The sequence below is a fragment of the Pseudomonas sp. DWRC2-2 genome (assembly GCF_049897885.1).
Classification (GTDB): domain Bacteria; phylum Pseudomonadota; class Gammaproteobacteria; order Pseudomonadales; family Pseudomonadaceae; genus Aquipseudomonas; species Aquipseudomonas azotoformans_A.
This window is the reverse complement of sequence record NZ_JAFCXD010000005.1, coordinates 25,816-38,933: the sequence shown is the minus strand read 5'-3', so window position 1 is coordinate 38,933 and position 13,118 is coordinate 25,816. Positions and strand designations below refer to the sequence as shown.

Below are 13,118 nucleotides of genomic sequence, written 5' to 3'. Positions count from 1 at the left end.
TGTTTGAATGGCATGTAAGTCAAGACGGTCGCGATCTATTCACCACCAGATAAAGCAACGGCCCCACCGACACAAACACCGCCGTCAGCACAAAGTACGGCAGCAACGAAACCACCGAGCGCCCGCGCCGCTGCGCATCCCGGTACATCCACACACACGCCAGCAGCGCCATCAGGTACAGGTCGATCACCACCTGCGCGGTGTCCGGCCGCGACATCAATTCGCGACCAAAGGCCAACAGCGACTGTTCGGCCGTCAGCATCGTCGCCAGGGTGTACAGCGAGAATCCCAGCAAACCGGCCAGGGCGATAAAGCGACTGTTCATGGGTTCTTCCTTGACGTGATAGAGGCCCCACGTTAGTGATAAGGTTCGGCCCCTCGCAATGACCTCGGAGGTCATGATTCCGCCATGGACAACCCTGCTACTGCCGGCGAACACCTGCGCCAATTGCGCCGGCACGCCAAGCTGAGCCAGCTCGACCTGGCCCTGATCACCGGCATTTCCCAGCGCCACCTCAGTTGCATCGAGACCGGTCGCGCCAAGCCGAGTCCCGCCACGTTACACAACCTGTTGACCACGCTGGAGGCACCGCTGGAGCAGTGCAACCGCGTTTTCCTCGCCGCCGGCTATGCGCCGCGTTATGCCGCCACCCCGCTCGCCTCGCCCGCCATGGCGGCAATCCGCGAAGCCGTCAGCCATGTGCTGCACACCAACAATCCGGCCCCTGCCATCCTGCTGGGCAGCCAGTGGGAAGTGCTGGCGGCGAATGCCAGTACCGGCCTGCTGTTTGAATTAGCGGGCATCCGCCCGGATGCCGCTGAGGGCGTGAACTTGCTGACGACGCTGCTGCAGCCAGGCGGCCTGGGCGATCACCTGAGCAATGCCGAGGAGATCCGTACCCTGGCCTGGCAGCGCGCCACCCGTGAGGCGTTGGGCAATCCCGAACTGGCCGCGCTGCTGGCAAGCCTGCCAACTCCGGCCAACACCGAACTGCCCGCACACATGCCGCCGCTGGTACTGACCCGTGTGCGCTCATGCCAGGGTGAACTGAGCTTTTTGTCCACCTTCACCACGTTTGGCATGCCCCAGGACATCACCCTTACTTCCCTGCGGATCGAACATCTGATTCCTGCGGACGAGGCGACCTGGCAGGTGATGCGCGGCGCTTATGCGGAGTATGCCGCGCTGGTTTTGTGAAATATCTGTCCGTAGACTGCCGCCATACCCCCACTTGAAGGCGGCGAAAAAAACGTGATGCAAGTTACCGAAGTCTCCATTGCCCAATTGCGCGCTGCGCTTGAATCCGGTCAGACCACGGCCGTTGAACTGGTCAACGCCTACCTGGCGCGGATCGACGCCTATGACGGCCCGCAGACCGCCACCGCCTTGAACGCCGTGGTAGTGCGCAACCCCGAGGCCCTCAAAGAAGCCGAGGCGTCCGATGCACGCCGGGCCAAAGGCGAAACCTTGGGGCCATTGGATGGCATTCCTTACACCGCCAAAGACAGTTACCTGGTCAAGGGCCTGACCGCAGCCTCCGGCAGCCCGGCGTTTGCCCACCTGGTCGCCCAGCGTGACGCGTTCACCATCGAGCGTCTGCGCGGCGGCGGCGCCATCTGCCTGGGCAAGACCAACATGCCGCCGATGGCCAATGGCGGTATGCAGCGTGGCGTGTATGGCCGCGCGGAGAGCCCGTACAACGCCGACTACCTGACGGCGCCGTTTGCCTCCGGCTCGTCCAACGGCGCTGGCACTGCGACCGCGGCCAGTTTCGCCGCATTTGGCGTGGCCGAAGAAACCTGGTCCAGCGGACGCGGTCCAGCGTCCAACAATGGCCTGTGTGCCTACACGCCGTCCCGTGGCGTGATATCGGTGCGCGGCAACTGGCCGCTCACACCGACCATGGACGTGGTGGTGCCTTACGCCCGCACCATGGCCGACCTGCTGGAAGTGCTCGATGTGGTGGTAGCCGAAGACCCGGACACCCGTGGCGACCTCTGGCGTTTGCAGCCGTGGGTGCCGATCCCGAGCGTCGCCTCGGTGCGCCCGGCGTCCTACGCTGAACTGGCCGTGACTGCCGAATCCCTCGTCGGCAAACGCTTTGGCGTGCCACGCATGTATATCAATGCTGACCCCGACGCCGGCACCAGTGAAAAGCCCGGCATCGGCGGCCCCACCGGGCAGAAGATCAACACCCGCGCCAGCGTGATCGACCTGTGGAACGACGCACGCCAGGCGCTGGTTGCGGCCGGTGCCGAAGTGATCGATGTGGACTTCCCACTGGTGTCCAACTGCGAAGGCGACCGCCCTGGCGCACCCACCGTGTTCACCCGTGGCCTGGTCTCCAAAGAGTTCCTCCACGATGAACTGTGGGAGCTGTCGGCCTGGGCCTTCGATGACTTCCTGCGCGCCAACAACGACCCTGCCCTCAACCGCCTGGCGGATGTGGACGGGCCGAAGATCTTCCCCCACGACCCCGGCACCCTGCCCAACCGTGAGGACGATCTGGCCGCCGGCATGGACGAATACGTGCGCATGGCCGAACGCGGTATCACGCCGTGGAACGAGATCAGCACGGTCCCCGACGGCCTGCGCGGCCTGGAGCAAACCCGCCGCATCGACCTGGAAGACTGGATGGACACGCTCGGTCTCGACGCAGTGTTGTTCCCGACCGTGGCTGATGTAGGCCCAGCGGATGCCGATGTGAACGAAGCCTCTGCCGATATCGCCTGGAGCAACGGCGTGTGGGTGGCCAACGGGAACCTCGCGATCCGCCATCTCGGCGTGCCGACTGTCACCGTGCCAATGGGCGTGATGGCGGATATCGGCATGCCGGTGGGCCTGACCTTTGCCGGGCGGGCGTATGACGATTCGGCGTTGCTGCGGTTTGCGTCGGCGTATGAGGCAACCGGCAGCAAGCGCCTGGTTCCGCCACGTACACCGCCGCTGGCAGCAGGCTAAACGCAGTCAAACACGTGGGAGCAGGCTTGCTCGCGAATACGGTCCTTCAGCCACAAATAGGCTGACTGATCCACCGCTTTCGCGAGCAAGCCCGCTCCCACACTTTCGCCTGTATTTCAAATCAGGCGATGTGGAGCACGGCAATCAACAGGATTACCGCATCGATGGCTCAGCCGTGCGCCACTGCAATCATGTCGATCTCCACCGCCGCCGATTTCGGCAACTGCATCACGCCAATCGACGTGCGCGTGTGCACCCCGGCAGCACCCAGAATCTCGTGCAACAAATCCGACGCGCCGTTGGCCACTTCACTCTGCTGATCAAAATCCTCGGCACTGCGCACGTAAACGGTGATGCGCGGGATTGCCTTGACCCGATCCAGCGAACCCAAGGCCTGCTTGAGCAAACCCAGGCAGCGCAAGGCGCTGATGCCGGCGGCGATTTGCGCCTGGGCCAAGGTCAAGGTGTCTCCGACCTTGCCCGGCAGCACGATGGCATCGCCGACCCGGGGAATCTGGCCGCTGATGTACAGGTGGTTGGCGTCCCGGACCAGTGGTGTGTAGTTGCCACCGACTTTGAATTCATCCAGCTGATAGCCGAGGCGTAGCTGGGCGGCCTGGTATTTTTCGTCGGGTGTCATGGGCGTGAATCCTCGTTTCGGCGTTGCCACTCCTCCACCACGTCGCCCAGGGTCTTGGGCACCTCGTTGCGGATCCAGGCCATGAACGGCCGGTCGAACCTGAACCCTGGGCCGCAGTGCTCACGCATGAAGCGGCGTACGTTTTGAGTGTTTTTGTAGTGCGGGGTTACCGGAGTGGCGCGGGTAAGGGTGTCGCTGTGCCAGTCAAAATCCATTTTGTCTCTCGGGCAGTATCAGGTTTCGGCAGTAGCATAGCGATGTGCTACTGGCACAGGAAGCGAGGCATGATTCAATCAATGTGTTGGGACATCGTATAAGTCGACCTGTGGTTTATAACGCCTTCAAGTCTAATCTTTTCAAGATATTTCGAAATTTCACTTTCCTTCCTCACCCGAAATATTGCATGGTTGTACGACGACTTAAGCTGTCGTGCCAGCCCCCCACAACAATAAGGAAACACCCATGCAAAACGTCAAAGTGCTGATCGGTTTTCTGTGCCTGTTCACCGGTTACGTCGCAGCCGCGCCTGCCCCTGCCGAAAAGGATGTGGCCCAAGCGGTCGACCAACTGACCCAAGCCATGCTGCACCTGGACCTCAAACAGCTTCACGCGCTGACGGCCGACAAGCTCACCTACGGCCACTCCAGCGGCAAGGTGCAGAACAAAGACCAATTCATCGCTGACCTGGAAACCCATACCAGCGCCTTCAAGACCCTGGAAATGCAAAACCAGACCATCATCCTGCAAGGCGACACCGCGCTGGTACGCAACCACTTCCACGCCCTGGCCGTGAACAGCGGTGTTGAAGTGCCTACCGACATCGACAACTTCCAGGTCTGGCAGAAGCAAAAAGGCAAATGGCTGCTGATCGGACGTCAGGCCTACAAGTACTGATACCTTGCGGTGAGCCGCTGAAACCGGCTCACCACGCCACCACCTTGCGCACCTTGAGCAACGCTTCGCGCAGTGCCGAGATCGGCACCGAACCCAAGGCCAACCGCAACGCATGCGGGACATGCGCCGAGACGGCAAACGGCTCGGCGGTCGACACGGCAATGTTGTCACGCTGCAAGGCCATGGCGATCTGATCGGCCCGGGCGTCTTCCGCCAGGGGTAGCCACAAGAAGTAGGACGAGGGATGGCTGATCGTGGTCAGCCCTTTGAACACCTGAGCGGCCAAGGCCTGTCGCGCCTGGGCATCCTCGCGCTTTTGCGCCTCAAGCTGCGCCACCGTGCCATCCTCCAGCCAGGCCACCGCTATGGCGCTCATCACACCGGGCACATTCCAGGTAGTGGCCATGATGGTGCGCTCCAGCGTCTTTACCCATTCCATCGGCGCCGCGATAAACCCCACGCGCAGGCCGGTCGCGACACTTTTCGACAGCCCGCCCACGTACACCGTGCGTTCTGGCGCTAGCGTCGCCACCGGTGGCGGTGCGTCTTCAGCGAGGAACGCGTAGGCCGCGTCTTCAATGATCATCAGATTGTGCTGACGGGCGATGGACACCAGCCGTTCGCGCTGGGACAGAGCCATTACCCAACCGAGGGGATTGTGCAGAGTCGGCATGCTGTACACGGCGCGCACCGGCCGTTTGCGACACAGGTTGTGCAAGGCCTCCAGATCAGGGCCGGTCGGCGTCACAGGGATCGCGACAATTTCCAGGTGCAGGGTCTCGGCCAGCACCTTGAACCCCGAATAGGTCAACGCATCCACCGCAATCACATCGCCGGGTTTGAGCAGCGCCATCATCGTCACCGCCAGGCCATGCTGGGCGCCGCTGACCAGCAGCACCTGCTCGGCGTCGACACTGAGCCCGCGACTGAGCAAATGCCGCGCAAAGGCTGCGCGCTCATGCAGGCGCCCGGCGTGGGGCTGGTAACGCAACAGTGCTTCGAGGTCGCCAGACAGCGCCAGTTGGCGCAACGCCGTGCGCAACAGCTCCGCCTGGCCCGGCAACGAGGGGTAATTGAAATTGAGGTCGAGCATGCCCGCCGTCACCGTCATCTGCCCACTGCCCTGCCCTGGCGGCAACGCGATCTCGCGCACGAAGGTGCCACGCCCGGTTTCGCCGCTGACCAGGCCCATGGCTTCAAGCTCGGTGTATACGCGGCTGGCGGTGACCAGCGCCAGGCCGTGCTCGGCGGCCAGTTGCCGGTGCGTCGGCAGACGCGTGCCGGGCAGCATGTTGCCGCTGCGGATGGCTTCGGCAAAGGAATCGACCAGGGACTTGTAGCGGGCGCGTGGCATTGGGATGTATCCATGACAATTTTTTGATTGTCCTAATGCTCGCCCCTAGGATGGCCAGAACGCAACCCCTCCGGCTACGGGCACTCCCTCATGGAACGTACATCCCCCCTCAACACCCTGGATACCAGCACTTTGGGCTGGGTCAACGGCTTTATTGGCGTGGTGATTTTCAGCGGCTCATTGCCCGCCACACGATTGGCCGTGATGGAATTCGACCCGGTGTTTCTCACCATGGTTCGTGCCGCGATCGCCGCCTTCCTTGGCGTGATCCTGCTGTGGCTGTTCAAGGAAAAACGCCCCGCGCGCAATCAGTGGGTGCCGCTGGCGATTGTCGCCCTCGGCGTGGTGATCGGGTTTCCCTTGCTCACCGCCCTGGCGCTGCAATACGTGACCTCGGCCCACTCCATCGTATTCATCGGCCTGCTGCCTCTGGCCACCGCAGTGTTTGGCGTGTTGCGCGGCGGCGAGCGGCCGCGTCCGGTGTTCTGGTTGTTCTCGATTGTGGGCAGTGGGTTGGTGATGGGTTATGCCGTGGCCCAAGGCTTGAGCGCCGCACCGGCCGGCGATCTGCTGATGCTGCTGGCGGTACTGGTGTGCGGCCTGGGTTATGCCGAAGGCGCCAAGCTCTCGCGCAGCCTGGGCGGTTGGCAGGTGATCTGCTGGGCGCTGGTGGTGTCGATACCGGTGGTGGCGCCGCTGAGCCTGATGCTCGCGCCGTCGACCTTCAGCGCCATCAGCCTGCCCGCCTGGTTGAGCCTGGGCTACGTGTCACTGTTCAGCATGTTGATCGGCTTTGTGTTCTGGTATCGCGGGCTGGCCCAGGGTGGCATTGCCGCCGTCGGCCAGTTGCAGTTGCTGCAACCGTTTTTCGGCCTGGCGCTGGCGGCGGGCCTGCTGCATGAGCAGGTCAGCCTGGGCATGGTGCTGGTGACGGTTGCGGTGATCGGCTGCGTGGCCGGCGCGAAGCGGTTCGCCCGTTAACGCTGCGGTGCGACCATCTTGAACTTGATGTTGATGTCGTTGGACACCACGCTGTTGCCGGCCCACTCACCCTCGCCGATCTTGAAGTCACCACGCTTGAGGACGAACTCACCGTCGAACACGCCAATGCCGCTCTGCTCCTTGAGCACCACGTCCACATCCACCGGACGCGTGGTGCCCTTGATGGTCAGGTTGCCGCTGATCGTGTAGCGGTTGTCGCCCAAGGCTTTGACGCCGGTGGACTCGTACACACCCACCGGAAACGTCGCGGTATCAAACCAGGACGCGCGTTGCAGCTCGTCATTCGCGTCCGGGCTACCCGCGTCGATGCTGGCCAGCTGGATCTTGAGCAAGGCATGCCCGGTCTCCGGCTTTTGCGTGTCGAAGGTTAAGGTGCCTTCAAACTCGCTGAACGTACCGTACACCCGCTGCCCCAATTGCTTGTAGGTGAAGCTGATCTGGCTGGCGGTGCGGTTGACGTCCTTGTACTCCACCGCCTGGGCGCTGGAACCATACGCAAGGATCAAGGCCAGTACGACGACCGGGGACATAAGACGTTTCATGCAACGCTCCACAAAGGAAAGGACACAGGTACTGAACTAACACGCCATACCAGGGATTTATTCCATTCGGGCGTTTGTCCTGCTAAACAGAGTAGTCGCCCCACCCATAATAAGGACGCTGCATGCACGCCCCCTCACTCCAGGACATCACCGCGCCGGAAGGCATCTGCTACGGCTGCGGCGGCAGCAACCCCCACGGCCTGCACATCAAGAGCCGCTGGGACGCGGACGGTATCCATCTGGTCGCCGAACACCTGCCCGAGGCCCACTACAGCGGCTGGCCCGACCTGGTCTACGGCGGCCTGATCGCCATGCTGGTGGACTGCCACTCCAACTGGACCGCCATGGCCTACCACTACCGCGCCGAAGGCCGCGAGCCCGGCAGCCTGCCGCGCATCGACTGCGTCACCGGCAACCTGGGCATCAAATTCATCAAGCCGACGCCCATGGGTATCACCCTCACCCTGCGCGCGCGGGTTGACGGTGACGTGGGACGCAAGACCCGCGTGATTTGCGAGGTGTACGCCGGTGACGTGCTGACCGCCATCGGCGATTCGATCTTCGTGCGTGTCGACACCGGCCAATTGGCCGCCGCCGCCCATGGTCGCGAGGGCTGATCCTGGGCTACATTGACCGCCACCGCTAATCGAGGATGCACCGATGACTCGTCTCACCGCGAAAGACTTTGCCCCCGAACTGCTGGAACTCTATGACGGCTACGCCCACGGCAAGATCAACCGCCGCGAATTTCTCGACCGCGCTGCGCTGTTCACCTTTGGCGGCCTCACCGCTTCGGCCCTGCTCGCGGCCCTGAGCCCCAACTACGCGCTGGCCGAGCAGGTGAAATTCACCGACCCGGACATCGTCGCCGACTACATCACCTACCCATCGCCCAAAGGCAACGGCACGGTGCGCGGCTACCTGGTGCGCCCGGCCAAGGCCACGGGCAAGCTGCCGGCGGTGGTGGTGGTCCACGAAAACCGCGGCCTCAACCCCTACATCGAAGACGTCGCCCGACGCCTGGCCAAGGCCGGCTTCATCGCCCTGGCCCCGGATGGCCTGACCTCGGTGGGCGGCTACCCCGGCAATGACGAAAAAGGCGTGGCGCTGCAACAGACCGTCGACCCAACCAAGTTGATGAATGACTTCTTCGCCGCCATCGAATGGCTGATGCACCACGACAGCAGCACCGGCAAGGTCGGGATTACCGGCTTCTGTTATGGCGGCGGCGTGACCAACGCGGCGGCGGTGGCCTACCCGGAACTGGGCGCGGCCGTGTCGTTTTATGGACGCCAGCCGGAGGCCAAGGACGTGCCCCGGATCAAGGCGCCGATCATGTTGCACTTCGGTGAACTGGACACGCGGATCAACGAGGGTTGGCCGGCGTATGAGCAGGCGCTCAAGGCCGCCGGCACTACGTATGAAGCGTATATCTACAAGGGCGCCAACCACGGCTTCCATAATGATTCGACGCCACGCTATGACGAGGCGGCGGCGAATCTGGCGTGGGAAAGGACGCTCGGTTGGTTCAATAAATACTTGGTTTAAGCGCTTACGCGTTCACACATCCACCCTTTGAACGCCAGCATCGCTGGCGTTTCAGCCCGCGACTGCAAACGCGTCAACCAATAGCTACCCGTGCTGATGCCGACGTCGAACGGCTGGCGGATCACGTCGCTCTCCAATTGCCGCGAAAACATCATGGCCGGCGCCAGTGCCACGCCGATGCCTTGCAAGGCGGCTTCCATCATCGCCAACGAAGAATCGAACACGATACTGCGCGGCACCAGGGTATCGGCGGGCAAACCGGCAGCCTGGAACCACAGGCTCCATTCATCGGTACGGTAGGAGCGCAGCAAGGTGTGTTTAAGCAAATCTTGCGGCGCGTGCAGTTGCTCGGCCAACTGCGGCACGCAGAGTACGGTGAGAGGCGCTTGCAGCAACTCGCAGGCGTCGGTGCCGTGCCAGGCACCCGCGCCGAAGCGGATCGCGTAATCCAGGCCTTCCGCCGCCACGTCGACACGGTTGTTGTGGGTGGACAGGCGCAGGTCGATAAACGGGTAACGACGTTGAAAATCCGCCAGACGCGGCAGCAACCAACCTACCGCGAACGTGCCGACGGCCCCTACGGTGAGGACCTCGCGATAGTGACCGCCTTCAAACTGGCCGAGGGTATGGGCGATACGATCAAAGGATTCGCGCAACACCGGCAACAGGGTTTCACCTTCGCGCGTCAGCATCAGGCCCCGTGGCAGGCGCTTGAATAATGTGACATTAAGTTGCGCCTCCAGGCTTTTGACTTGATGGCTCACCGCCGCCTGGGTCACGCACAATTCGATGGCCGCCCGGGTGAAGCTCAGGTGACGGGCCGAAGCCTCGAACGCGCGCAGGGCGTTGAGGGGCAAATGGGAGCGCAGCATGCTAGACCCTAGATTTTCTAATGGTAGATGCAAGATATCATCGTTTGCCGCGAGGGTGGAACCTGACTAGATTTGCGTCGCCTGCGCAGGCGCCGATCAACAGTGCATCATTTACATGGAAGCGAACCACCATGAACTCCAGCGTACGAAATTTCCTTTTTTCAGCCTTGTTTATCGGGTCCGGCACCTGCATGGCTGCCACCGACCTGCGCCAGGTCGTGGACGGCAGCATTGAACCCCTGATGCAGCAGCAAGGCATCGCCGGTCTGTCGGTGGCCGTGGTGAACAAAGGCAAGGTGCAATACTTTAACTACGGCGTTGCCAACAAGGACAACCAGCAGTCGGTGACTCAGGACACGCTGTTCGAGATCGGCTCAGTGAGCAAAACCTTCACCGCGACGCTGGGAGGTTATGCCGAGGCCAGCGGCAAGCTGAAGCTTTCGGACATGGCCAGCCAGCACCTGGCGGCACTCAAGGGCAGCGCGTTCGACCGCATCAGCCTGTTGCAACTGGCCACCTACACCGCCGGCGGTCTGCCGCTGCAGTTCCCGGACGCCGCCGACAACGCCGACACCATGCTCGGCTATTTCCAACACTGGAAACCCACGTACGCGCCCGGTGCACAGCGTCTTTATTCCAACCCGAGCATCGGTCTGTTCGGCTACCTCAGCGCAAAAAGCCTGGGCCAGCCATTCAATGTAGTCATGGAAAACACCCTGCTGCCCAAGCTGGGCCTGAAGAACACCCATGTCAGCGTGCCTGCCGACAAAGCTGACACCTATGCCCAAGGCTACGACAAGGATCAGAAACCCGTACGCGTCGGCCCCGGTGCGCTGGACAGCGAAGCCTATGGCATCAAGACCAGCACCCAGGACCTGGCGCACTACGTGATGGTGAACATGCACCCGCAGACGCTGGAGAAGCCCCTGCAACAAGCCATCGCCATCGCGCAAACCGGTTACTACACCGTAAACGGCACCACACAGGGCCTGGGCTGGGAGTACTACCCCTACCCGATCGAGCAGCAAGCATTGATTGATGGCAACTCCACACCGATGGCGATGGAACCGCACACGGTGAAGTGGCTGGCCCCAGCCCAGGTACAGCCCGCGAACGTGTTGTACAACAAGACCGGTTCAACCCGAGGTTTTGGTGCCTATGTGGCGTATGTACCGAGCAAGGATATAGGCGTGGTGATTCTGGCGAACAAGAACTACCCAAATGCCGAACGGGTGAAAGTGGCCCATGCGATCTTGAGCGCGCTGGACCACTGATCCCCAGAACCCGGTAGCCGGTTACATACCGAGCCAGTGCGGCAGTGCAAGGGAGATGAACGGCAAGTAGGTGACCATGATCAGGAACACCAACAAGATCATCAACCACGGCAACGCCGCACGAATGGTCTGTCCCAGGCTCAACCCGGTCACCGCCGAGGTCACGAACAGGTTCAACCCCACCGGCGGATGCACCAGGCCGATCTCCATGTTCACCACCATCACGATGCCCAGGTGAATCGGGTCGATGCCCAGCTTCATGGCAATCGGGAAAAAGATCGGCGCCAGGATCAGCACGATGGCCGAAGGCTCCATGAAGCTGCCCGCCACCAGCAGCACCACGTTGACCATGATCAGGAAACCAATCGGCGTCAGCCCTTCGGAGATCACCCACGCGGTGATTTCCTGGGGAATCTGTTCGGTGGTCAGCACATGGGCAAACAGCATGGCGTTAGCGATGATGAACATCAGCATGATCGCCAGACGCCCGGACTCCAGCAGCACCTTGGGGCAATCGCGCAGCTTCATATCTTTGTAGACGAACAGCGCAACAAACGCCGAGTACACCGCCGCCACCGCCGCCGCTTCGGTCGGGGTGAACATGCCGCTGTAGATGCCGCCGAGGATGATCACCAACAGCAACAGGCCCCAGAACGCACGGCGCGCGCAGGTCAGCCACTCGCGGAAGGTCGCCCGTGGCTGGGCTGGCAGCTTCTTGATGCGCGCGACGATGTAGATCGCGATCATCAGCATCAGGCCCAGCAGCAATCCCGGAATCACCCCGGCCATGAACAGCTTGCCGACCGAGGTTTCGGTGGCCGCCGAGTACACCACCATCACGATCGACGGCGGAATCAGGATGCCCAAGGTGCCCGCGTTACAGATGATCCCGGCGCCGAACTCCTTCGGGTAACCGGAACGCACCATGCCCGCCACGGCAATCGAGCCCACCGCCGCCACCGTTGCCGGTGACGAACCGGACAGCGCCGCAAACAGCATGCACGCCAGCACCGCCGCAATCGCCAGGCCGCCACGGATATGGCCGACACAGGCGTTGGCAAAGTCGATCAGCCGTTGCGCCACACCGCCGGTGGTCATGAACGCGCCGGAGAGCAGGAAGAACGGAATCGCCAGGAAAGTATAGGCGTCAGAGGTCTCGAACAGCTTGATCGCCAGGGAACTCACCGAGTCCTGGCTGAACATCAGGATCGACACGGCGCCGGACAGGCCCAGGGAAATCGCAATGGGCACGCCGAGGAACATGAACACAAACAACAACAGGAATAGACAGAGCACGGCCATCAGTGACGCTCCTCATGGCTGCCGGCCAATTTGCTGGCCTCACCAGCCTCGTCGGCCAGCCCCAACCCGACCTGACGGTGGGTAAAGATGCGGTAGAAAATTTCCAGGTAACGGATGAAGACCATGGCAAATCCGATAGGCACGATCACCACGATGTCGCCGACATCCACACCGTACTGGTCGAGGTCTTCTGCGCCGATGTGCGCGCCCATCACGGCGCTCACCCACTTGTAGCTGGCGACCATGAACAGCCCGGCATACGCCAGGCAGCACAGGCAGGCGAGCATGCCGAGCACGCGTTGCACCGGGCGCTTGGTCAGCTTCACCAGTGCATCCACGCCAAGGTGGCCGGCGGTTCGCACACCATAGGAAATACCGAAGAAGATCAGCCAGCCGAACATGGCCTTGGTCAGCGCCACGCTCCAGGTCATGTCCTGGGCCCAGGTCATGGTGTGATCGCCCAGGGCATTGAAGAAGTTGCTGCTCAACGCCCACTTGTCAGCCAGGGCAAAGAACAGCGTGTAGATGTTGTTAAGCATGACGTAGACGAATGTCACCAGGGTCATGGCGGCCAGCAGGAAGGCAATAAAACCTTCCTCCAGGTGCTCCCAGACGCGCCTTAGCGTTTGCATGGCAAAACCTCGCGAAAATGAGATGGGTTATGCAAGGCTCAGGATGGAACCGGCTCTAAATGTGGGAGCGGGCTTGCTCGCGAATGCAGTCTGTCA

General features: G+C 62.0%; 15 protein-coding genes. 7 read left to right on the top strand and 8 right to left on the bottom strand.

Going from position 1 to position 13,118, the window contains the following annotated elements:
- Window positions 1-19: 19 nt before the first annotated feature.
- On the bottom strand, window positions 20-325 hold the full coding sequence (locus tag ACP7EW_RS21900; protein WP_426219651.1) for a DUF2834 domain-containing protein: 306 nt from the start codon (window positions 323-325) through the stop codon (window positions 20-22).
- Window positions 326-409: 84 nt separating this feature from the next.
- Between ACP7EW_RS21900 and ACP7EW_RS21895 the strand changes: the two genes are divergently transcribed.
- Both ACP7EW_RS21895 and ACP7EW_RS21890 read left to right on the top strand, forming a co-directional pair.
- Complete coding sequence (locus ACP7EW_RS21895; RefSeq protein WP_426219649.1) at window positions 410-1,198, top strand: helix-turn-helix domain-containing protein; 789 nt, start codon at window positions 410-412, stop codon at window positions 1,196-1,198.
- Window positions 1,199-1,252: 54 nt separating this feature from the next.
- Window positions 1,253-2,962, top strand: coding sequence for an amidase (locus ACP7EW_RS21890; protein WP_426219647.1), 1,710 nt, complete (start codon window positions 1,253-1,255; stop codon window positions 2,960-2,962).
- Between the two features lie 169 nt (window positions 2,963-3,131).
- Here the strand turns inward: ACP7EW_RS21890 and ACP7EW_RS21885 are convergent, their stop codons facing one another.
- Window positions 3,132-3,602: a RidA family protein gene (locus ACP7EW_RS21885; protein WP_061437212.1), complete on the bottom strand. Its 471-nt coding sequence runs from the start codon at window positions 3,600-3,602 to the stop codon at window positions 3,132-3,134.
- Window positions 3,599-3,817, bottom strand: coding sequence for a DUF6434 domain-containing protein (locus tag ACP7EW_RS21880; protein ID WP_426219645.1), 219 nt, complete (start codon window positions 3,815-3,817; stop codon window positions 3,599-3,601). Before ACP7EW_RS21880 ends, ACP7EW_RS21885 begins: the two co-directional genes overlap by 4 nt.
- Before the next feature lie 247 nt (window positions 3,818-4,064).
- On the opposite strand from ACP7EW_RS21880, the gene ACP7EW_RS21875 reads away from it, so the two are divergent.
- Window positions 4,065-4,496, top strand: a complete 432-nt coding sequence (locus tag ACP7EW_RS21875) for a nuclear transport factor 2 family protein (protein ID WP_426219643.1) — start codon at window positions 4,065-4,067, stop codon at window positions 4,494-4,496.
- 28 nt (window positions 4,497-4,524) lie between these two features.
- On the opposite strand, the gene ACP7EW_RS21870 is transcribed toward ACP7EW_RS21875, so the two are convergent.
- Window positions 4,525-5,850: a PLP-dependent aminotransferase family protein gene (locus ACP7EW_RS21870; RefSeq protein WP_426219641.1), complete on the bottom strand. Its 1,326-nt coding sequence runs from the start codon at window positions 5,848-5,850 to the stop codon at window positions 4,525-4,527.
- 90 nt (window positions 5,851-5,940) lie between these two features.
- Between ACP7EW_RS21870 and ACP7EW_RS21865 the strand changes: the two genes are divergently transcribed.
- A complete protein-coding gene (locus ACP7EW_RS21865) occupies window positions 5,941-6,831 on the top strand; it encodes a DMT family transporter (protein WP_426219639.1) in 891 nt (296 codons plus the stop codon).
- On the opposite strand, the gene ACP7EW_RS21860 is transcribed toward ACP7EW_RS21865, so the two are convergent.
- On the bottom strand, window positions 6,828-7,382 hold the full coding sequence (locus tag ACP7EW_RS21860; protein WP_426220291.1) for a YceI family protein: 555 nt from the start codon (window positions 7,380-7,382) through the stop codon (window positions 6,828-6,830). The two genes, ACP7EW_RS21865 and ACP7EW_RS21860, sit on opposite strands and share 4 nt — an antisense overlap.
- A 134-nt stretch (window positions 7,383-7,516) precedes the next feature.
- Here ACP7EW_RS21860 and ACP7EW_RS21855 point away from each other — a divergent pair, with 134 nt between their 5' ends.
- Window positions 7,517-8,011 carry a PaaI family thioesterase gene (locus ACP7EW_RS21855; protein ID WP_426219637.1) on the top strand — a complete coding sequence of 165 codons (495 nt, stop codon included), beginning with the start codon at window positions 7,517-7,519 and terminating at the stop codon, window positions 8,009-8,011.
- A 43-nt stretch (window positions 8,012-8,054) separates the two neighbouring features.
- Window positions 8,055-8,942 (top strand): YghX family hydrolase, encoded by an 888-nt coding sequence (gene yghX / locus ACP7EW_RS21850; RefSeq protein ID WP_178952293.1) that lies wholly within the window; start codon window positions 8,055-8,057, stop codon window positions 8,940-8,942.
- Here yghX and ACP7EW_RS21845 read toward each other — a convergent pair.
- Complete coding sequence (locus ACP7EW_RS21845) at window positions 8,939-9,814, bottom strand: LysR family transcriptional regulator (protein WP_426219634.1); 876 nt, start codon at window positions 9,812-9,814, stop codon at window positions 8,939-8,941. The genes yghX and ACP7EW_RS21845 overlap by 4 nt on opposite strands.
- A 131-nt stretch (window positions 9,815-9,945) precedes the next feature.
- On the opposite strand from ACP7EW_RS21845, the gene ampC reads away from it, so the two are divergent.
- Window positions 9,946-11,088 carry a class C beta-lactamase gene (gene ampC / locus ACP7EW_RS21840; protein ID WP_426219632.1) on the top strand — a complete coding sequence of 381 codons (1,143 nt, stop codon included), beginning with the start codon at window positions 9,946-9,948 and terminating at the stop codon, window positions 11,086-11,088.
- Window positions 11,089-11,109: 21 nt separating this feature from the next.
- Here ampC and dctM read toward each other — a convergent pair whose 3' ends face one another.
- Window positions 11,110-12,390: a C4-dicarboxylate TRAP transporter large permease protein DctM gene (gene dctM, locus ACP7EW_RS21835; protein ID WP_033896621.1), complete on the bottom strand. Its 1,281-nt coding sequence runs from the start codon at window positions 12,388-12,390 to the stop codon at window positions 11,110-11,112.
- Window positions 12,390-13,022, bottom strand: coding sequence for a TRAP transporter small permease (locus tag ACP7EW_RS21830; RefSeq protein WP_033896622.1), 633 nt, complete (start codon window positions 13,020-13,022; stop codon window positions 12,390-12,392). Before ACP7EW_RS21830 ends, dctM begins: the two co-directional genes overlap by 1 nt.
- Window positions 13,023-13,118 lie beyond the last annotated feature (96 nt).